At 47.2% G+C, this 21,860-nt stretch carries 16 protein-coding genes; 10 read left to right on the top strand and 6 right to left on the bottom strand.

Translation table 11 applies throughout. The annotated features are described in order from the left end of the window. Positions 1 to 14 precede the first annotated feature (14 nt). The gene (locus tag M3630_RS16905) at positions 15 to 1,805 is read right to left on the bottom strand and encodes a helix-turn-helix transcriptional regulator (protein WP_251252823.1); all 1,791 of its coding nucleotides are present in this window, start codon (positions 1,803 to 1,805) and stop codon (positions 15 to 17) included. Between the two features lie 262 nt (positions 1,806 to 2,067). On the opposite strand from M3630_RS16905, the gene M3630_RS16900 reads away from it, so the two are divergent. Further along, positions 2,068 to 4,242: a serine hydrolase domain-containing protein gene (locus tag M3630_RS16900; protein WP_251252822.1), complete on the top strand. Its 2,175-nt coding sequence runs from the start codon at positions 2,068 to 2,070 to the stop codon at positions 4,240 to 4,242. Between the two features lie 467 nt (positions 4,243 to 4,709). Here the strand turns inward: M3630_RS16900 and M3630_RS16895 are convergent, their stop codons facing one another. Next, a complete protein-coding gene (locus tag M3630_RS16895; protein WP_221868682.1) occupies positions 4,710 to 5,861 on the bottom strand; it encodes a serine hydrolase domain-containing protein in 1,152 nt (383 codons plus the stop codon). Positions 5,862 to 6,048: 187 nt separating this feature from the next. Between M3630_RS16895 and M3630_RS16890 the strand changes: the two genes are divergently transcribed. The 8 genes from M3630_RS16890 (at position 6,049) to M3630_RS16850 (ending at position 13,232) form a co-directional block, all read left to right on the top strand. Then, entirely contained in the window at positions 6,049 to 6,372 is a 324-nt protein-coding gene (locus M3630_RS16890) for a DNA recombinase (protein ID WP_251252821.1), read from the top strand. A gap of 180 nt (positions 6,373 to 6,552) precedes the next feature. Next, the gene (locus M3630_RS16880; RefSeq protein ID WP_251252820.1) at positions 6,553 to 6,825 is read left to right on the top strand and encodes a LysR substrate-binding domain-containing protein; all 273 of its coding nucleotides are present in this window, start codon (positions 6,553 to 6,555) and stop codon (positions 6,823 to 6,825) included. Positions 6,826 to 6,980: 155 nt separating this feature from the next. After that, positions 6,981 to 7,424 (top strand): MarR family winged helix-turn-helix transcriptional regulator, encoded by a 444-nt coding sequence (locus M3630_RS16875; RefSeq protein WP_173611701.1) that lies wholly within the window; start codon positions 6,981 to 6,983, stop codon positions 7,422 to 7,424. Positions 7,425 to 7,476: 52 nt separating this feature from the next. Beyond that, positions 7,477 to 8,418, top strand: coding sequence for a ring-cleaving dioxygenase (locus M3630_RS16870; RefSeq protein ID WP_251252819.1), 942 nt, complete (start codon positions 7,477 to 7,479; stop codon positions 8,416 to 8,418). Positions 8,419 to 8,433: 15 nt separating this feature from the next. Continuing rightward, a complete protein-coding gene (locus M3630_RS16865; protein WP_251252818.1) occupies positions 8,434 to 9,492 on the top strand; it encodes an LLM class flavin-dependent oxidoreductase in 1,059 nt (352 codons plus the stop codon). A 244-nt stretch (positions 9,493 to 9,736) separates the two neighbouring features. Further along, positions 9,737 to 11,623 carry a tetratricopeptide repeat protein gene (locus M3630_RS16860; protein WP_251252817.1) on the top strand — a complete coding sequence of 629 codons (1,887 nt, stop codon included), beginning with the start codon at positions 9,737 to 9,739 and terminating at the stop codon, positions 11,621 to 11,623. Positions 11,624 to 11,647: 24 nt separating this feature from the next. Continuing rightward, complete coding sequence (locus M3630_RS16855; RefSeq protein ID WP_251252816.1) at positions 11,648 to 12,280, top strand: DUF1266 domain-containing protein; 633 nt, start codon at positions 11,648 to 11,650, stop codon at positions 12,278 to 12,280. Positions 12,281 to 12,344: 64 nt separating this feature from the next. Beyond that, on the top strand, positions 12,345 to 13,232 hold the full coding sequence (locus tag M3630_RS16850) for a TIGR01777 family oxidoreductase (protein WP_251252815.1): 888 nt from the start codon (positions 12,345 to 12,347) through the stop codon (positions 13,230 to 13,232). A 198-nt stretch (positions 13,233 to 13,430) separates the two neighbouring features. On the opposite strand, the gene M3630_RS16845 is transcribed toward M3630_RS16850, so the two are convergent. Continuing rightward, the gene (locus tag M3630_RS16845; RefSeq protein ID WP_251252814.1) at positions 13,431 to 14,906 is read right to left on the bottom strand and encodes an RtcB family protein; all 1,476 of its coding nucleotides are present in this window, start codon (positions 14,904 to 14,906) and stop codon (positions 13,431 to 13,433) included. A gap of 385 nt (positions 14,907 to 15,291) precedes the next feature. Continuing rightward, on the bottom strand, positions 15,292 to 16,380 hold the full coding sequence (locus M3630_RS16840) for an ankyrin repeat domain-containing protein (RefSeq protein ID WP_251252813.1): 1,089 nt from the start codon (positions 16,378 to 16,380) through the stop codon (positions 15,292 to 15,294). A gap of 231 nt (positions 16,381 to 16,611) precedes the next feature. Here M3630_RS16840 and M3630_RS16830 point away from each other — a divergent pair, with 231 nt between their 5' ends. Next, positions 16,612 to 19,725 carry a S8 family serine peptidase gene (locus M3630_RS16830; RefSeq protein WP_285861014.1) on the top strand — a complete coding sequence of 1,038 codons (3,114 nt, stop codon included), beginning with the start codon at positions 16,612 to 16,614 and terminating at the stop codon, positions 19,723 to 19,725. Between the two features lie 87 nt (positions 19,726 to 19,812). Here M3630_RS16830 and ptsP read toward each other — a convergent pair whose 3' ends face one another. Next, entirely contained in the window at positions 19,813 to 21,540 is a 1,728-nt protein-coding gene (ptsP, locus tag M3630_RS16825) for a phosphoenolpyruvate--protein phosphotransferase (protein WP_251252812.1), read from the bottom strand. A 59-nt stretch (positions 21,541 to 21,599) separates the two neighbouring features. Next, positions 21,600 to 21,860, bottom strand: a complete 261-nt coding sequence (locus M3630_RS16820) for an HPr family phosphocarrier protein (protein ID WP_173611688.1) — start codon at positions 21,858 to 21,860, stop codon at positions 21,600 to 21,602.

Genomic DNA, 21,860 nt, shown 5'->3' with positions numbered 1-21,860 from the left:
CGTCTTTTTGTCATCTATAGGATACTCTCGGTTCGTGCCAGTTCAATTGCTTCTTCCCGGTTGCTGACACCGAGCTTCGAGTAAAGAGTGGAACAGTAATTCCGTACCGTTCCCTCCGATAAATATAGTTTGGTGGCAATCGACTTGTAACGAAGCCCATCCGATAAAAGCTGTAAAATCTCCCTTTCCCGTTTCGTCAATCCATACGGATCATTCGGGCTGTACTTCTCTAACTGCTCACGTTGGCGCTTCATCTCTTCGAAAACGCGTGTGGCGATTGACTGATCAAGCCACGTTCCCCCGCTATAGATGAGCTTCAGCGCTTCCATCATCTCTTTTGGACGAGTAGACTTCAGCATATATCCTTCCGCCCCGTGCTCCAACGCTGATGCTGCCTGTACCGAATCCTCAAACGTTGTCATGACCACAACCTTCATGTTCGGCCAACGTTCTTTCATTTGAAGGAAGGTCTCCAGTCCGTTCATCCCTTGCATGTGCACGTCCATTAACACGATATCCGGCTGGTGTCGCTCACACTGTTCCAATGCTTCTCGTCCATCACTAGCTGTACCCACAACGATAAAGTTGTCCTGCTGGCTTAAAATTTGCTGTAAGCTGTCGGCAATCATCACCTGATCATCAACAATAAGCAGGCGGATACTTCCCTGTCCAGCTTCTGCCTGTATGGGAACATTACAAATGACAACGGTCCCTTGCCCTGATTGTGAATGAACGGACAGCGTACCTTGCTGTTGCTCAAGCCGTTCTTTTATTCCCTTTAGTTCTAAGTCGAATTCGATGGATTCTAGTCCGTTGCCATTATCTTCGATTTGTAAACGGAGTTGCTGACTTTCGAAATACAGATCAACAGCTATCACACTTGCTTGGCCGTGACGAACCGCATTTGTAAGCAATTCTTGCAGGCAACGATATAAAGAAATGCTCATTTTTTGCATAACCAGCGTCTCACTGCCGATCACACGGAAGTTGACCGTTACACCTGTTGACTTCATAAATTCTTCCGTCAGTTCCAGGAGTGACTCACTTAACGACTGGTTGAACCGAGCATGAGCATGAGAGAGCTGATGCAAATGCTTTCTGATATCATCCAGGCTGCCCTGTGCTATGGAGACAAGTTTATCAACTCGTTCGACCTGTGAATCAGGAACCGAGGATCGGAGCGACTCAACGCCAACAATCAGAGAGGTTAGCGAATGGCCAATCGTGTCATGTAACTCATGTGACAACCGATTACGTTCCTCGATCAGTGTCAGCTCCTCGATTTGCTTAATATGCTGCTCCAATAATTGCTTCTGTTCTTGAATGATACGGCCTTGCTTATGAGACTCAATTAATATGCTAAATGCCATCCCCATCGCAAAACCAAAGCTGCAACTAAACATGAACTCGTACGGGAGACGATTGGTAATCAACCCGTTCAAAACCGGAAAAATAATCCCACTAGAGATGCCCGTCCACATATACGTTCTGCGACTACTAGCCACACCAATAATGATTACTAGTAAAACGAAAGGCCAAGTCCATCCAGGTGCTACAAAGGCCACAAATAGATAAAAAAAGCCTGTCATTACGACTTCGACTGCTAGATACCAATCTTTTTTTCTATATTGAACGATCAATGGAATGGCATAAACCAAAAAAGCAATTAGGATGATGACTCCGAACGGAACGGCTATCATTGCCGGATACATAATATCTGCGATGACGAAGATACCTAGCCAAATCGTTCGCAAGGCAAAAATCACCCAATTGTACCAGAACCATTTTTTTATCATGAATAACATTTGCCATGTACTCCTGCTCATTTGAATGGTAAGGAATTTCCCGAATGTTTCTGACTCATCATGCATCATTATTTCCCGATTCGTCAAGCAGAATGAGCCGTGTCATATAGCTCCTATGACATTTTATCATGCCACAAATATGAACGGTTAGCACGATGTCATATATAGATAGAACGGTATTGTCACTATGTGATTTTACAGCCCTGAGAATAAGGTGGATGTGTAAAGACCAACACAAATCAACTTACAGGAGCGATGAGAAATGAAACCATTCCCTATGCAAAAAGGAGCGTCCCTTACGTTATCTGCATTATTGATAGGAACGCTAATACTTCCTACTTACGGTTGTGCGGAAGCAAGTGTGGACCAAGCAATCACGCAACAAAAGAAAACGGATCATGCCAAAATAAAAGAAGCGATTGATAAAGCTGCTGCCAGCGAAAACATTCCAGGTATCCTCTTTGCAGTAAAGAAGGGAAATGATTTCTGGTCGTATGCTTCCGGCGAAGCGAATATAGAAAGTAAGAAACCGATGGAAGCCGATTTTTCATTTCGAATCGGGAGTATAACGAAATCGTTCGTCGGTGTAGTGACCCTGCAACTAGCTGAGGAAAAGAAGCTAAGCCTCGATGACTCGTTGGAAAAATGGCTGCCAGGTGTCGTCCAAGGAAACGGATATGATGGTAACAAAATTACGATTCGTCAGTTATTAAATCATTCGAGTGGAGTGGCAGACTACTTAGATGATGAACTCAAGGAAAGTATAATCCAGAACTCCACTCAAACGTTTACAGCTGAACAACTCATTTCTCGCGCATTAAAGCAAACACCGACCACAGGTGGCTATTCGAATACGAATACAGTGCTGATGAAACTCGTTATCCAAAAGGTCACAGGAGAAACGGTTGCCGAACAAATCAAGAAACGAGTGATTGAGCCGCTTCAACTAACAGAAACGTTTTTCCCGGAAAACTCTCGATCCATTCCGAAAAACAGTCCGAATGGATACTTTAACAATGCCGGTACATTAATGGATATAACTGACCTTAACCCTTCGTTTGCAGACGCAGCAGGGGCTATGATCTCGACTACGAAAGATTTAACAACGTTCTTTAGCGCTTTATTGGGCGGAAAATTGTTAACACCTGAGATGCAGAAAGAAATGTTAACCACTGTTTCTAATCCATACGGGAAATTCGGACTCGGTATTCAGGAAGTAACATTGCCGGATGGCACTACCATATGGGGGCATCAAGGCGGCATTCCTGGATTCACCAACTTCGCAGGTGGAACAAAAGACGGCAAGCACGTGATCGCGATGAGTATCAATGCATTAGGAGATACTGTTTCTCATATGGAGAACATCCAGATGACTGAATTCTCGGGACAAGCCAAGCAACCATCCACCCCGGATCAAGCAGCTCAAAAACATGGGGAAGAAATGAAGGACTTCATTGATCAGAAAGCAAAAGTCGAGGGAGTCCCTGGAATAATTGCCGCTGGGTTAAGAAACGGAGAATACTGGTCTTATGCAGCGGGTGTAGCCAACCTCGATCATAAAAATCCGATGGAACCAGACTTTACTTTCCGTATTGGCAGTGTCACAAAGGCGTTTGTTGCTACCCTTGTCTTACAGTTGGCTCAGGAGAAAAAGCTGAATCTGGAAGACTCGGTAGAAAAATGGCTCCCAGGTGTGGTAAAGGGCAATGGGTATGACGGCAACAAAATCACGATTCGTATGTTATTGAACCAAACGAGCGGGATTGCAAGCTATACGAGTACAGAAATGCGGTACGCTACCTCATTCCCTCAATATACCGTAGATGACCTTGTACGAATGGGACTGGCTAAGCCGCCAGTATTTCAACCAGGGGCAGGCTGGGACTATTCGAATACAAACACCGTGTTAGCTGGTCTTGTTATTCAGAAGGTGACAGGAGAAACGTACGATGTGCAGATGAAGAAACGGATCCTCGACCCGCTTCAGATGACAAATACATCCTTTAGTGGTAGTAATCCAAAAATCCCGGGCCAGCATGCCACAGGCTATAGCATGAATCGGGCAGGGAAACTGTTTGATTTCACAGAGTATAATCCTTCATTCGCGAATGCTGCGGGTGAAATGATTTCGACAGGGAAAGATTTGACCACCTTTTTTAGTGCGCTTTTGGGTGGGAAATTATTAAATGACGAGATGATGAAGCAGATGACAACAGGTGTGGAATCGCCTTTTGGCAAATATGGATTGGGGATTTTTGGGGTGACACTGCCGAACGGAAAGACCTATTGGGTTCATGGAGGCGGCATTCATGGGTTTGAAACGTTAGCGGGTGGTACCTTAGGCGGGAAGGATATTTTGGTGACGAACATCAATGCGGTCGGTCCAGAACCTGTCGTCACTAACCAAGCCATGTTCGAAAAGGAATTTAGTCGTTAAGTTAAGAAGGCTTTTGCCTTGGGAACTCCAAGAGCAATAAGCCTTTTTCCTTTTCAATTATATCGATAAATTTATTTATGTATATGCTATTAAAACATAATTTGTTTTATCGATAACTCGACCTTAGAATAGCAACTGTATCCCAATCAAAAAATACAGGAGGCAATATAGGGGGACAGCCGAGATACGTGTAAAAACGGGTCATAGAATGGTAAAAGATACCAATATATGACCCCATCAATTAAATAGGTACTGACATTGCTCCTTCAAGTGGCTGCGGAATGTTTATTGATTCAGAATGTCACGTATGGCTGCATCGATCTTCTGGGCAGTTACATGTCGGCGGTTTACAAATGAGAGCATATGGGGTGTAACTAAACTTCGCATATGTTTGGATGTTTGGGCTCCGAGATGGCAGCAAGCTGGCACCGGAATAGGAAATTTCCAGTGCCAGCTTGCTGGTGTTCTTAATGTGATGAAGAGCCAATGAGTTGCTCGGCAATGCTTTTGGAAAGAGTCAACGTATTAATTTCAGAAGGCATCGCATTGATATTAAGGGTTTGTACATAATCCCCGCCGCGAGTTCCACCTGTGAACGTTGCGAATCCTGGACAGTTGCCGCCATGCCCCCAAATCGTAATACCATTCGTCAGCTTTGTTCCAAGGATCCCCAAGCCGTATTCACCTACTGGAGTTTCAACCCCAGTTAACATCTGATCTAAAGTAGCTGGTTTTAATAGCTTGCCACTAAGTATAGCACTGAAGAATGTATTCATATCATCCGCTGTGGAGATCATAGATCCCGCAGCATCTGCCCAAGAGGGATTCATTTCGGTTCTGTCTATGAATTGACCGTCGAGTACGAAGTATCCTCGTGCATGTTCACCTGGAATAAACGAGTAGTCGTCGGGTACATAAGTGCTCGTTAGGTTAAGGGGAGCTATGAAACGTTTCCTAATATGTTCCCCGTATGTTTCTCCAGTAGCCTTCTTAATAATCATCCCTGCCAGTACCGTATTCGTATTGGAATAAACCCATTTCTCTCCAGGCTTAGAGGTCGCCTTCATGTTCAGTCCAGTACGAACTAATTCGTCAGCAGTAAAGGAATGTAACGGGTTTGGGAGTAATTTATCGAGAATATCCTTGTGTTCTGAATAGTCAGGAATACCGCTTGTTTGGTTTAATAGTTGCCGAATCGTGATATGATCCCCTTCATATTCAGTACCCTTAACAACATCAGGCAGCCATTTTTCTATCGTGTCATCCAGGCTCAGTTTTTGTTCATCAACAAGCTGAAGAACGACCATTGCAGTAAACGTCTTTGTTAGACTACCGATCCGGAAAGTAAAGTTCGTCTTAACCGGATCAGTACCGTAAATGCTTGCTTCACCGGAAGCATATGCCCATTTTGATCCTTTGTTTGAGGAAGCTACAATTATGCCCGGTATATTTGGATGGTTAGCAGCTTCATCGATAAGTTGCTTGGCTTTGGTCTGCGAACCTTGACTGTAAGTAGTAACGAGGGGATCCGCCTGCTTTGCAAAACCAGTTCCTTGTAATGGCAGTAATAGAGTCGCGGTAATCATTGTCGATACAGTGAGCATAGAAATTTTGTTCATTTCGTTTCTCCTTTTGATTAAAGAATCGTATTATTCATTCATTCGTTGCGAAGCGATTTGTCTCCCCGAGTATTGCAAAGTAATTGTCATACTGCCAAGATGCCATTATGTCACCATGATGCGTTTTTACTGTCATATGACAGCTTATCGCCCGATTAGGACGGGATTATGATGGTATCAATAGAGAATGGAAGAAAATAACAGAAAGTTAATGGAGGATCAATTTTTAAGCCTTCTTTCCTACGTAGCTGAACAGGAACGAAAAAAAAATAAGCAACGGCAGGCGGAAGGAATAGAAGTTGCCAAAAATAACGGAGTGAAATTCGGACGACGTAAGCACGAGATTAATGCAGAGTTCATTCAGTTGTATGGGGAATGGAAGTCCGGTTCAATCACAGCCACCGAATGTATGAAGCGCCTTAACCTAAAATCCAATACCTTTTATCGACGTGTAAAGGAATATGAAAATCAGATAGATCCTATGAGGAGAGGAACACATGGCATCTATTGAACGTACTGCCTACCCGCGATTTAAAAGAAACCCTACTTCAAAAGAGCTCCATGAAGTATATACACCCACATCGGAAGAAATGCAGTTCGCTCATTCAGTAGCCCGTGGATCAGCCCCGGTTATGAGCCTACTGGTCATGATGAAGCGCAGTTATGCTCTCAGCCATGGATCAGCTATGAATTGGATTTGCCGATCATCCGCCGTTTTTGGCGCGAGCATTTCCAAAAGCGCTCACAACCGGATTTGCACAGTGTGCTGATGGCAATCGAGCATGGCGCTGGCATCAGCCTGTTGCCCACGTTCATGCTGGATGACCATTTGTCCAGAAACAAAGTAAAGATCATGTACCCGTCCTACACGGTTCATAACGATTTGTATCTGGCCTACCAGGTGAAAAACCGGAATCTGCCTCATCTGAAGACATTGATTGAAGCGTTGAAAAAGACGGTTTAATCTACACTTTCGTCCAAGCTAGAAAACAAGGCTGTCGTCCTTTCCTGGATAACAGCCTTCTTTTTATCTCTTTTCTTCAAACAAACGAAACGCTTGCCTTTTTATTACTTGAGTAGTAAAGTGATAATAAGCTCAGCGAAGGGAGGCAAACTAACATGCGTAATAACACCATAGGCTCATTAATCTGGCTACGCTTGATGCGGTTTACCACCCAAAGCAACCAGCTATCAAATGAGTTTCTCAAACGCTTCGACTTAACAACAGCACAATTCGATGTCCTGATGCAAATTAGCGTCTACCAGCCTCTCACCCAGTCGGAGTTAGCTGAGAAGGTAACCGTTACACAGGGTGGTATTTCTCGGATGCTCGTCAGACTTGAAAAAGAGGGCTACATTGTACGCAAGCAGGATTGGAAAACAAAAACGATCAGCCTTACCGAAAAAGGGCAAGCTGTTCTGGAACAAGCCTTTCCTGAACAACTAGCGTTTCAGTCGTCATTCTTCGATGAGGTACTAAGTGAAGAAGAACAAAAAACACTTTACGCCTTGATGACACGTGTTCATAAGAATAGCCAAAAAAAAGAATTACCGCCTGTGTAATTTTTTTTGAACAATCACTTGATTAGTCAAGTTAAACAAGGAGGAAACTTCCATGTACACCATTCCAGGCCATCATCATGTATCTATGTTAACCAAGCATGCTCCATCGAATAATCACTTTTACCAAAACGTATTGGGACTGCGCAGAGTGAAGAAAACTGTCAACCAGGACGACCCGTCGATGTATCACCTGTTTTACGGAGATTTGACAGGCAGCGCCGGAACAGAGTTGTCGTTTTTTGAAATGCCGATGGTAGGAAAAACCGTGCGCGGCACGAACGCGATCACTCGAATCGGACTGCTCGTTCCGTCACTGGAGAGCTTGACCTTTTGGAAAAAGCGCTTTGAGCAACTGAATGTTCACCATGGCGACATTACCAAGTACGCAGGCCGTGATGCCTTGCATTTTGAAGACCCGGAAGGGCTGCGACTGATCCTGATCAATAACAATGGCGAAGGAGTTCCAGCGAATTGGGCTCCATGGGACGAATCCGTGATCGAAGAAAAGCATCGCATCTTGGGAATCGGCACGGTCGAGATTACCGTCCGCTCCTTGGACAAATTAGCCAGTCTGTTGACAGACACATTCGGTTATACCGAAGTATCGCGCTCGGAACATGAAGCCATTTATCAATCCGTTCCAGGAAAATCTTTCGGTGAAATTGTCATCAAGCAAGAAGAGGGGGCCCCTGAAAAACCGGGTCGAGGAAGTGTTCATCACTTGGCAATTCGCGTGAAAAACGATGAAGAGCTGCAATACTGGGATGACGCCGTACGAAAACGCGGTTTCCGCTCAACAGGGATCGTGGATCGATTCTACTTCAAAAGCTTGTATTTCCGTGAGTCAAACGGCATTTTGTTCGAAATCGCAACAGACGGTCCTGGCTTCATAGTAGATTCCACCGTCGAGGAGCTCGGAAAAGCTTTGGACTTACCTCCATTCCTCGAAGAACGCCGTGCAGAAATTGAAGCGAAATTGACACCTATAGACTAAAAGGAGTGAATCAACATGGAACAATATCGTATCGACGCCAAAAAGGGACTTGAATTCGGCTTGTATTCGATTGGCGACCATGTCCCGAATCCACACACCGGCTCCAAGATTTCTCCTGAACAGCGCATCAAGGAATTAATTGAGGCAAGTAAGCTGGCAGATGAAGCAGGGCTTGATGTATTCGCTGTCGGCGAAAGCCACCAGACGTATTTTACGACACAAGCACATACCGTCATTCTGGGAGCGATCGCACAAGCTACGAAAAACATTAAAATCGCTAGCTCCGCCACTGTATTGAGTACATCCGATCCGGTCCGCGTGTATGAGGATTTCGCTACCTTGGATCTGATCTCCAATGGCCGGGCAGAAATTGTTGCCGGACGCGGTTCCCGAGTAGGAGCATATAGCCTCCTCGGCTACGATGTGCGCGACTATGAGGAATTGTTTGAAGAGAAGATGGACCTTCTTCTCAAGCTAAATAACGAGGATCGCGTGACCTGGGAAGGGCAGTTCCGTGCACCGCTACAAAACGCTACGATCCTGCCGCAGCCTTTACAAGGACGTCTTCCCATCTGGCGTGCAGTAGGTGGGCCACCTGCCAGCGCGATTAAAGCCGGCCAAGCTGGCGTGCCTATGATGCTGACCACACTCGGAGGTCCAGCCATCAACTTCAAAGGTTCCGTCGATGCTTACCGGGAGGCTGCGAAGCAAAATGGTTTTGACCCAGCGACTCTGCCGGTAGCGACAACGAGTTTGTTTTATACAGCCGACAAAACTTCGGATGCGCTTCGCGAGTTCTATCCGCATCTAAATGGTGGGTTTATCGCATTGCGTGGCGGTGGCTATCCGAAGCAACAGTTTGCACAGTCTGTCGATTATCGTGATGCATTAATGATTGGCAGCCCTGACGTCATCATCGAAAAAATGCTTTACCAATACGAAATGTACGGACAACAACGCTTCATGGCGCAAATCGATTTTGGCGGCGTGCCTTTTGATAAAATTGCGAAAAACATTGAACTGATCGCAACGAAAATCTTGCCTGAAGTGAAAAAGCATACAACCAAATCGTAACAAAAAGCCTATGAAAATCGTCGTCTTCAATGACAGTTATCTCAAATTAAAGATACCAAATACAATGCAGCTCTGTTGTTGACACGACCTGCTGAGCGAAAGCTTCCAAGGCGCCGATCTTCTTCTCACAAGGAAAGAAGGTCTGCGTCCTTTTTATTTTTCCATGATAGTTAAAATTATCCTCAGTGGATTATAATCATGAAACAACAGATGAATCACACTTAAAAAGGTGGCGTGACGACTTGTGAATATTTGGAGGATACTGGACATTGATCCTACCGAAGATATTTCGACGATTAAAAAAGCCTATGCGAAAAAGCTAAAGCTGCATCACCCGGAAGATGATCCGGAGGGCTACCAACAACTGCGAGAAGCATACGATCTTGCTATTAAAATGGCGAAGCAGGGCCAGGGAAAACTGCGGATGGAGCCAATTCCGGTCGATCCTTCTACACCAGAGGAAGAGGAAGTAGACAAAGAGGTTCCCACGCTGACTGTTCAGCGCGTGTTGCACATAGACGACGTTCACGAGCAACTTGACAGTGATGATCAGTTGGACTCAATCGACGCTTTTATAGAGCAGGTACAAGCTTTGTACGACGACTTTCCCTCCAGAATCAATCCCGAAAACTGGACGAGGCTGCTCCATTCTGACCTGGTTTGGGATATCCAACAGAGCCGACTCGTACGTGAGCGCCTGTTTGATTTTTTAGAAGTGCATCATCATTTGCCAAAAAGCGTGTGGGTGAAGCTGGAGGAATGCTTTCATTGGCGAGAACTCATTGAAAAACCTTACTATATGGACGACCACTCAGAAGAATTTTGTACTTATTATCGAAAACAGCTAGACGAGCCCGGATTGCGTTTTGACACTTTGCTCCAAGCAACCGATATCGATCGTGATTTGTTTTTGTCTTATCGCGATGCAGCTTATCAAGCATTGAAAGAAAATCAATTGGAGCTGGCCGACCGTTCACTCCACGCGGCTATTGCTTTATTTGCCGATGATCCCGATTTGCTTCGACTGCTGGGGGAGTATTGCCAGCGCATCGGCGACATGGATGGCGCGATTGACGCTTTTTCCCGCATCATCAGCCTTCAGCCTGACGCTATCGACAACTACGTGGCCCGGGCCTATATCTGGTACAATCATCAGCACTTCACCGAGGCTCGGAATGAATGTGAATACATTCTATCTCAGGTCCCAAGTCACGCAGAAGCACTCAGCCTGCTTGGAAAATGTCAATTGGAGCTGGGTGACGCCGCTTTGGCCAAAGCCACCTTTCAGCAGTTATTGGCAGCTAATCCAGAAGATTATCAGGCGCTAATCATGCTCACGCAGCTTCGTGCAGACATGGTGAAGCAGGCGAAGACTCTGCCAGCAAAAGATCGGGAGCTGGCCTTGCAACCGCTGATTGCTGAGCTGGGAGAACGAAAAGGCTTGCACACGCAAACGAAGCAAGCTCTTCGTTTTCAAGTAATCTTTACAACGGTGATCCTTGCTCTCATCGTGCTTTTCCATTTTCTTTTCTCAGAGGCGTTTGAGGATCATACGGGATTGGGACCCATCTCCTACGTTAAGCATGTTGTGAATGGACCTATCCACATCACATCTGCATACGAATTCGACCGAATGGAGCCCAACCAATTCATCACTACCAAGATAACGGATGCTCATCCTCTCGGGATTTTTCAGTATCAACAAACGGATGCAGACGGAAACAGCACCATTACGTATGAATCGTACATGTCGGTCGCCAAAAAAGGCCCTAATATTGCCCCCTCAGCCTGGGTGTACATTGGCCACTTGGACGGGGCACCGGTCATACTCTTGGCTACAGCAGAACAAGCGGTAAAGATGAATGAAACCAAAACGCTTGAGATCGAGCTTGGAAACATACAAGAAATGCCAAAAAAAGTACTGGATGACGCAGAGGAGATTCTACAGCAGCCAGGCCTTACGTCTACATACGATGCCAAATATCTCGTAACAGATCATCTGATCGATGCGAAGCAGCATAAGCTCTCGTGGCCACCGTTTTCTGCTGTTTTCTATGGGATCATTCTGCTGCTCTTGTATCGCGTCTTCTTTCGTTCCCTGTACAAGATATACCTCCTCACTCGATTCTGAAAAACAAGGAGTGAACTTTCGCACATGTTCATCTTTACCAGTAAGAAGGAAAAGCAATTTACTTTATTTACTTACAGCATGCATGCAGCCATTACAATCGGATCAGGCACTCGTTTAATCGATGTAAAGGATAACTACACCAAATGGGGCATGAAGGACGCAGCAAGCCAGAGAGCTAGATTGACGTGGATGCTGCAAGAAGGGGAGCGCAAAGAGTTTGCCCGGCTTCACCATTTCATGACTGCCTTGTCGGAATCAGGGCGAAAGGAATATATCGACTCCTTGGAATCAGATCAGGAACGCATCGCCAAGGCGAAGGTTGTTCAATTTTATATGCGCAGGCTCCCGGCGGAAGGGATCGCCGCCTATGATTATACCTGGGCTTCCTTTTTAAGTCGTGGGAAAGGGGACTACGGCTATATCAGCAAAGAAGAAGCGAGACAGTTTCAGCTACAAGCAGTCCGACAAACACAACAAGCCTATAACAATTGGGGCGAGTTTTTTACGGGATATATCGCCGGCTATCAATTTATGACTGCACAGACATCGCTGGATTACCTGCGCGAAAATGAGTGGGAATTTACACGCTACTTTGTTTCTAAGCACAGCTCCATTTTGAAAGTGAATTTCCATGAGGACTTCTCCCATTTCGAGTAACCAAGAGAAAACAATGTTACAATTATTGTAAGAAATTCGAAACCGTAGGAAGCGAGTTGATCTTATGAAAAAGAAAGTCATTCTGGCTGGAGGCACTGGCTTTATCGGCAAGTATCTGGCAGACAAATTCAATCAACTTGGCTACGAAGTAACGATCATCGCAAGAACTTCCCCTCATATAACATGGGACAATCACGCAAAAATCGTGGAAGCTTTGGAAGATTCCGAGCTGCTCATCAACCTGGCGGGTAAATCCGTCAACTGTCGTTATCATGAGAAGAACAAGGCTGAAATCCTGAAATCCCGGACAGAGACCACTCACATACTTGGCAATGCTGTTTTGGCTTGCAAAAACCCGCCTTCGCTCTGGCTCAATTCCAGCACAGCCACCATTTATAGGCATGCGGAGGATCGTCCCATGACGGAAGAGAGCGGGGAGATTGGGACAGGCTTTTCCGTTGATGTCGCCAAGCAATGGGAAGCTGCCTTCTTTTCCTTTGATTTGCCGCATACGAGACAAGTAGCCTTACGTATGGCGATCGTGCTGGGGGAAAACGGCGGGGTTATCGATCCATACAAAAATCTCGTTCGCTTTGGACTCGGGGGTGTACAAGGGTCTGGGAACCAGCGTTTTAGCTGGATTCATGTTGAAGATATCTTCCAGATCATTCTCTTTTTGAAAGAGCGAACGGACCTAAGCGGCGTATTCAATTGTTCTTCTCCCCATCCCGTCACAAACCGTGAATTCATGCAGCATTTTCGCAACGTGATGAATCGGAGCTTCGGACTGCCTTCTCCCAAATGGATGCTGGAAATGGGGGCCATGATGATCGGAACGGAAACAGAGCTGGTGCTGAAAAGCCGCTGGGTCATTCCGGAAAGGCTGGAGCGTGAAGGGTACCAGTTTCGTTTTGCCCATATCGATAAGACGTTGCAGGATATCGTGAAATGACCGACAAGCCTTCTAGGAACTATGTTCTCGAGGCAAAAAATAGGAGCGTTACCTTTATCGACGAGCTACATCTTGTAGCCAAAATGGGGCAAACGCATGTCTTCGTGGTGAAGAACTAGGAGAGACCGTTTAATTCTGAACGGTCTCTTTTTTATTCCTAACAAGAAGAAAAGCCTCCGAATGCTCGGAGGTTCTTATCTAGCCTTTCACCGTAGCAATCGGCGCCACCTCAGCCACAATCTCAGCCATCCCATGATCCACATGCGACTGAATCACCGGAGTAATATCTTTATAGGCATACGGCGCCTCTTTTTTCAGCTCTTCTTCCCATTTCTTCAAAATATCGCTCCGTCCACGCAAATCCGCCCGCTTCGGGTCAATCGGATTGATCACGCGGAAGTTGGCAAGAAACTCGCGAAATCGGTCATCGTCCACTTTCACAGCATCGCCGCGAGAAAGCGCTCGACCTGCTCCATGGCTTGCGCTAAACAGGCTATCCCGATTGCCGAGCCCTGCCAAAATAAAGCTGTGCGAGCCCATGGAACCAGGGATAAACACAGGTTCGCCCGTATACTGAAACGGCGTGCCCATCATTTGCTCGGCCGATTTTGCCGTACACGACCCTTTTCGATGCAAAAATCCACCCACCTGCTCGAGCTGTTCCTCCCACAAATAATTATGAGGCGCATCGTACAACAGCTTGTGTTCAAAATCGCCCAACACATCGGAAATCGATTTGTACATCATCAGCCCCAGCATCAATCGATTGGCAAATGCAAAGTTCGCCGCATTGTGCAGGAGACTCCAAAACATTTTCCACTGTGGTTCGAAACGCTCCGAAAGTGGCAGCGGATACATGCCGTTATCCGGATGCTTCAAGGAAGTCGGGTACATCTTTTTCAGCATTTCTTTGATCCATGCACCGCTGTTATAACCAATGGAAACAGAGCCGGTATGAATCATGAGGACGACTTGCCCTTCCTTTAGCCCCCACTGACTGGCGATAGAGCCCTGGTGCACTTTTTTGACCACCTGAATCTCAAAAAAATGATTGCCACCGCCAAGGGAGCCGATTTGTGCATCCCGGGAAAGCTCGGCAGGGCCAAGAAAATCATCGAGGCCAATCGTCGATTCCGCGATAAAGGACCCCATTTTATTGACATGGTTCAAATCCAGCTCCTGCTGCTTTTCGTTGTAATAACGCCAAATTCCCTCGCCATTCGCTTCCTTGTGGCTGTCCAGTACACCGATCAGGCCTTCCTTGAACATTTTTTCGCGCATATGCCGCGTCATGGGAATATTGCGGCCCCCTTCGAAAAAAACATGGCGCACATTTCGTTCAATCGCATCCAAATGCATGCGAATCTGTTCTTCGCACAAATCTGTGGCATATAGGCGCATTCCGCAGTTAATATCGTTGCCAATCGCTTGCGGCAGCACAAAACCACGCGTAAACAGCGTCGTGCCTACAGGAATGCCGCTTCCTTTGTGAAAGTCGGGAGTAATGGCTACCTCCAAAACCCCGGAATCGGGATCGTCAAAATAATCGGGTGAATGCTTTTGCAGTGTTGCAATGGTTTCATTTACCTCTAAAAGTCGATGAAGCTCCTCAACCGCATTGTTTTCTACTTTTACTTCCGGATTGATGAAATATTTAATCGGAGTGTTGCTCAATAGAAGACCACCTTTATTCGTCTTATAGGAACGTATGTTCTTTGTTTTTCAATAGAAAAAGCCGCTTTCATGCTCATTTCTTCCTTCCTGGATGAAAAATGCAGCATGGAATCGCAGCCTCTACGCTTGGAGCTATTGGATTATCAAAAGGGCGTTATCCGCAGTCTATAGGAAACGGAGTTGGCTCACCCTTAAACAGCGCAATTGCGTAAAAGGCATACCTATGGAGTTGGATTTTATCGCTACATGGCTTTGTTTCATGCTTGGTTACGTATGCGAACATGTTGGAATCCTCCTCCTTTCGTTTCTTGCTCACGATCTTATCATTGGATAAAATTTACTGTCAAGCCCCCGAATGATCGAGGGCCCGTGTGATTTTTCCCTTTTACATCGAATCTAGCTCGCCTTCCATAAACTTGATCAGATACACCTCCGGCTGCTCAAGGAACTCCGTAAAGCTACACAAGTCTGCATACTCCTTATGCTCCTCATCATAGCAGCCGATGCTCCCTTTTTTCTTCGGATTCCACACGAGATGCAGGTGGGAGTAGTTGTCGATTTCGGCAGACAAACGCAGCAGCTTTTGCCGTCCGATTTTCATTTCAATCGTATCGGTCAATGTGAAAAAGTCGATATACGCGATGTCATACTCATTTTCCGCCAGCTCAAGACGCAGCTCTTCTCCGGTAAGGAAGCCAATCAGTTCTTCGGTCAGTTTAAATTTTTGCAGCTCGTACTTTTTGTTCTCCACATCATGCAGCTCGGCAGGTTCCAGCGATTTCAAATACGCAGCCAACTCCGTATCTTTATTGCTGACCGCGATGGTATAAGGCCGCTCTCCACCCTTTTCCGCAACCATAACGTCCGCACCACGTTCAACCAAATACTTGACCATGGCGGCATTCCCCATGCGCGTGGCAACTGTTAATGGGGTCGCTTGGTACGGATACACCATATTCGGTTTGTTATAATTGATGTCCACTCCATGATCGAGAAAATAGGCCGTGGTCGTAAGATCATGATCCGACACGGCTTTACGCAATACATCGCCGCCATGCAGTCTTATATCCAGTCCCAGCTCTTGAATGAGCGGGATGTTCTTTTTGTTGCCGTAGTAGGCCTCCGAATAAGCGTTTGAGCGCACCTGATTGACCATATCCAGCTTGGCGCCTTGCGCTACCACATAACGAACGAGCTCTTCCTTGCCATAACGTACGGCCATCAAAAAAGCTGGATTATTTTTGACATTCAGATTAACGCCATGCTCTACCAGCAGCTTAACAACTTCTAGCTTCTCTGATAAAATCGCCAGATCCAATGGGCTTAGCGTCGTATATTTGCTAAGCACGATGCCCTTTTCTATATCCCAGCCAGCCATAATCGCATCTTGCAAAGCCGGAACATTTCCTTGATAAATATGCATCGCGATTTCTGGCAGCTCTTCGAAACTCCCGATATCTTTCAACTTGATCATCCATTACCCTCTCCTGCCCTATGTCTTATGAAAAATATAGAAAATAAAATGGCAAGAAACAACAAATATTTACTTGATTCCCTTTTATTCGATTGAAAATACAGTCAACTTTGTCTATTTTTGACGAATCTGCTCGATAAAAAGTTTTTTCCCAATAAAAGGAGTAATTTTACGAGAAGAGAAATACTTATGCAAATCGTCTTATACATATTTTTTAAGGAGAGTGGTCTGATGAAGAAGATGCGTACTCTCGCTTCTCTTACGCTTGCAGCAACACTCATACTGAGTGGCCTTCCTTACAATGCCTTGGCAGCTGCGGAGTTTAGCGAACGGGATTGGGAAAAAGTAAACGAGTATACCAACGCGGAAGTAGAGCTTGGCTCCGAAATCTCGAAAATCTCCCCCCTGCTGAACACCAGTTCCAGCAAAAACGTCAGTGTCATTATTGAGCTGCAAAGTGAACCTTCGATCACAGCTAAACATAGTGAAGGTTCAGAATCTTCCGTTAGATCATTGCGAGCGAAAGTAGAGGACGAGCAGGCCTCCTTCCTCGACGAGGCAAAAGACAACAAGGTCAAACTGAAGGTAAAGCGCAAGTTTGAGCATGTATTCAACGGGATGGAAGTAACGGTGTCAGCCGACGAGTTGGAAGAGCTGGCTGAACTGCCACAGGTGAAACGCATTTATCAAAATACGTATTATGAGCTTCCCGAAATTGATGCCGTCAGCGAGAAAGCATCGTCCACTAAATGGGATCAGGCCCCTCTCCAACAAATCGGTGTTCTCGATATGTGGAAAGCAGGTCTGACAGGGAAAGGATTGAAGGTCGGCGTCATTGATACCGGTGTCGATTACAAGCACCCTGATCTCAAGGATGCTTATAAAGGCGGATATGACTCCTTCGACAATGATAAAGACCCTTATGAAGAAGCACCAATCCCTGTGGAGGATGACCGGGATGGAAAAGGATATGAAGGCTCCAGCCATGGAACTCACGTCTCCGGTACCATCGTAGGACGCGCCAAAAACAAGACCTCGGACGTGCAGGTAAAAGGGGTAGCCTACGGTGCAGACCTCTACGTCTACCGCGTATTGGGCCGGGGAGGCGGTAGCTCCGCTCAGGTCATCGACGGTATCGAAAAAGCGGTGAAAGATGGCATGGATGTCATTAACCTGTCGCTTGGCTCCGCTATGGAGAAGAACTCTGACTCCCCAGATGCCATCGCTGTGAATAACGCAGTGCTGTCTGGTGTGATTACGGTTGTATCGGGTGGAAATTCAGCCGACGATGAGCGCGGCAGACATTTCTACACGGCTGGCTCCCCTTCTGGCGCGAGGCTGCCGATCACAGTTGCAGCGGTAGACTCTCCTACCGTGCAATATGACGGCTCCGCAACCTCGTCCTTTGGAGCCAATTACGAATTCCCTGTGATGGCGTGGCAGGTGAGAAAGGATAACTTCGCCTCTATCATCGGAACCAAGCCACTGCCAGTCGTCTATGCCAACCTTGGCTCGCGCAGCGATTTTGAAAAGGCAAATGTAAAAGGCAAAGTCGCTCTCGTTTCCCGTGGTACTCTCGGCTTCACGGAAAAAATCGAAAATGCCCGAAAAGCTGGCGCTGTCGCTATCGTGGTCTTTAACGGTAACGACGCCGACGGGGATGGCGTGGCTGACCTGGATATACGTGATCGCGAGGGCTATGTCAACACGATCCTGGGTGACCAAATCGAAGCGATCCCTACCTTTGACATGAAAGGTCTGGAAGGCCGGACACTGGCAAAAGAGCTGCTGGCTGACCCTGAAAAAGCGAAAACACTGACGTTTACGTTCTCAGGAAACTACCCAAGCACAAATGATCCGGGCGACCGCATCGCCGGATTTAGCTCACGCGGCCCGATCATGGGCGACGATTACAGCATCAAGCCGAATCTGGCTGCGCCAGGTGTAGCTGTTCTGTCCAGCTATCCATCTTGGAGCAAGCTGATCCCTGACGCCAAGTACGACAAGGCATACGCCCGTCTAAACGGTACAAGCATGGCGGCTCCGCACGTTTCCGGTCTTGCCCTGCTGTTGAAACAGGCACATCCGGACTGGACACCTGCCGATATCAAGGCAGCACTCGCGAACACCTCCAAGCCTCTGTATAGCCCAGACGGCACACTGTACGATGTATACTCCCAAGGTGCTGGCCGCGTAAACGGCTACGCCGCATCGAAAACACCTGCTGTTCTGACAACGGTAGAGCAGCTCACCATTTTGGGCGAAGATTTTGAGCCGAAAACCATTCCGTACTATGCGGATAACGTTTCCTTTGGCTTGCTGAAGGCTGGCAGCAATACCGTCACGAAAACGCTCCAGCTGAAAAACCTGTCCAAAAAGGAAGTTTCTTACGATGCAAAAGTGATCATGCATCCATCCGTCACGACAGATCCGTACAAGCCAGGCTCCAAAACGCCAGATGTCGATGACATCGATGTGGAAATCTCCGATGATTCCATCTCCGCTAAAAAAGGCGATGCGACCACATTTGAGCTCAACCTGTCCGTTGACTCCGATGCAAAAGACGGCGTGTATGAAGGAGAAGTCCTGCTGACAGCGAAAGGCAACCCTGACCTGCGCCTGCCGTTTGCTGTACACGTGGGAGACAAGCGTGAGGATACTAACTTTGGTTTCGACAACCTGAAGCTGTCCGATACGACAATCACGCCTGATGGTGATGGCAATGAGGATTCGTTCACACTCGAAGCCGAGCTGCAAGCCAAAGACGTGAACCAGATCTCCGTTGAGGCATGGGACATGGACGATAAATACGTCGGTACGCTCGCATCTGTATTCAACAATTACGCGCTGATTGCGCCAGGCCCTATCACCTTCTCTAATCTTGATGGTACTTACTACGATGGTACCCAAGTAGCGAAAAAGCTTGATCCAGGCAAATACAAGCTGAAGCTCGTCGGTCGAGTCGTTGACCAAAACAAGCCGAAGGGTGAACAGATTGTAAAAGAATACGAGGCTTGGAAATCCTTCATGATTAAGACATCTGATAAAAACGCAGTCTTGTCCAAGATAGTGGAAGAAGCCGAGGAGCAATTTGAATTTGAGGTTGCGAACACCACAGAGCTCGATCAACCAGTGCTTTCCCTGCCGGAAGAAAGCGATGATGTGACTTATCAGGTGACGAAGAGCTCTGATGAGACGTTTATCGACGATGAGGGGATTTTGAAGGAGCTGCCTGCCGAAGGTGAAGAGACCATTACGCTGTATGTGACGATTACTTCCAAGGAAGATGAGTCGGTTACGCGGACTGTGAAGGTGGATGTGACATTAGAGGCGGTAGTAGAGTAGTGTTGGTTTAACGTTTTTAGATGGATGAATGAAGGCTCCGCCACACATCATGGCGGAGCCTTATCATTTTGCCAACTATACCGGCCATTACAGCTTGTTCAAAATTTCCTTTTTGATAAAGGCTCTGATCTCTTCGCCGCTCTCCAGGGTGAGGACGTGTTGAGCTGTTTCCTGTAGCGACTTGTAATCCAGCTTTCTCAGTAAATCCCGGGCCCGGAGAACGGAAGTGGCACTCATGCTGAATTCATCCAGTCCCAGCCCGAGTAGAATCGGGATCGCCAATTCCTCCCCGGCCATTTCTCCGCACATGCCGACCCATTTGCCTTCCTGATGGGCCGCCTTGATTACCTGATTCACCAGCCGTAAAATGGCGGGATGGTACGGATCGTACAAGTAGGCGACCTGCTCGTTCATCCTGTCCGCTGCCATCACATACTGAATCAAATCATTGGTCCCGATGCTGAAGAAATCGGCTTCCTTGGCGAGCTGGTCTGCGATCATCGCGGCAGCTGGCACCTCGATCATGATTCCTACTTCCAAATGATCGTTAAACAAAATGCTTTGATTGCGCAGCTCTGCCTTCACTTCGTCCAGGATCTGGTTCGCTCGACGCAGCTCGGCTATAGTGGCGATCATTGGATACATGATCTTGATGTTTCCGTATACACTTGCCCGGAGCAAGGCGCGTAACTGCGTCTTAAACAGTTCCACGCGGTCCAGGCAAAGCCGGATGGCTCGATAGCCTAGAAACGGATTCAATTCTTTCGGCAGATCGAGGTAGGAAAGCTCCTTGTCCCCGCCGATGTCCAATGTTCGAATGACAACTGGTCGATCCTTGCCCATGGTTTCTGCTACTGCTTTGTAAGCCGCAAACTGCTCTTCTTCCGTGGGGAACTGCTCCCGCCCCATATAGAGAAATTCAGTACGAAACAGTCCGATCCCCTCGGCGCCGTTTTCAACGGCCTGCACGGCGTCCTGCGGATTCCCGATGTTGGCTGCCAATTCCACACGGTGCCCATCGGCGGTAACACTTTCTTCATGAACCAGACGAGCCCAGTCCTCTTTTTGTTTCCAGTAGGCCTGCTGCTTGGCTTCATAGGCTGCGACGACAGCTTCGTCCGGTCGAATGTGTACCTCGCCCTCAAGGCCGTCGACGATGACCAGATCCCCGGTTTGCAGCTGCTCTGTAATGTCCGACATGCCTACCACCGCCGGGATTTCCATGGTGCGTGCCATGATGGCGGAGTGAGACGTGCGGCCGCCTATATTCGTTGCAAATCCTTTTACTTTTTCCCTGTCCAACTGTGCCGTATCAGATGGCGTCAGATCATGTACAACCAGCACCACCGGCTCAGTGAAATCCGCTTGTAACTGATCGTGTATGCCGAGCAGATTCTTCAGCAGACGCTGGCTGACATCGCGCAAATCCGCCGCCCGCTCCCGCATATACTCGTCGTCCATGCTTTCAAAAATGGCGACAAAGCTGTCACGAACCTCCTCCAGAGCTGCTTCCGCATTCACTCTTTCGCGTTCCAGCTTCTCCTCAATGGCACCAATAAACTCCGGGTCCTGCAAAAAAAGCTGGTGGGCTTCAAAGATTCTCGCTTCTTCTTCGCCCATCTCGTGGCGGACCTTCTTTTTGACTTGCTCGAGCTCCAGATCTGCCGCTCTCACACTTTCCCGAAATCGCGCAAGTTCTGCGGCCACCTCATCTTGGTCAAGAATGCGTCGTTCATACCGAACCATCTCTTCCTTTTGTACAACAGCTCGTCCAATCACGATTCCGGGAGCTGCAGCGATCCCTTTTTGCAGCATTACAATCGCTCCTTATCGAAGCCGCACCCCCTGGTGTCCAGAGGGGGCTTCCTGTCATGTTACCCGTGAACTGACATAAGCAATTGGCCAAGCTCCTCCATTGCTTGCTCTGCCTGTTCTCCAGTGATTTCAAGGGTGATTTGCTCCCCCATCTTCGCACCCAGTGTCATCAAGCCCATGATGCTTTTGCCATTGATCTTTTTCGTGCCCTTGATCACGTTTACCTCACAAGGAAACGAAGTAGCCTTTTGTACAAATAACGTTGCCGGACGGGCATGCAGTCCAGTCGGATTTTGAATGGTGAAAGTTTTGGTTAACAT

It is taken from the genome of Brevibacillus sp. MER 51 (assembly GCF_023714195.1).
Taxonomy (GTDB): domain Bacteria; phylum Bacillota; class Bacilli; order Brevibacillales; family Brevibacillaceae; genus Brevibacillus.
The sequence above is the reverse complement of the archived record's forward strand: the minus strand, read 5'-3'. Positions and strand labels throughout refer to the sequence as shown.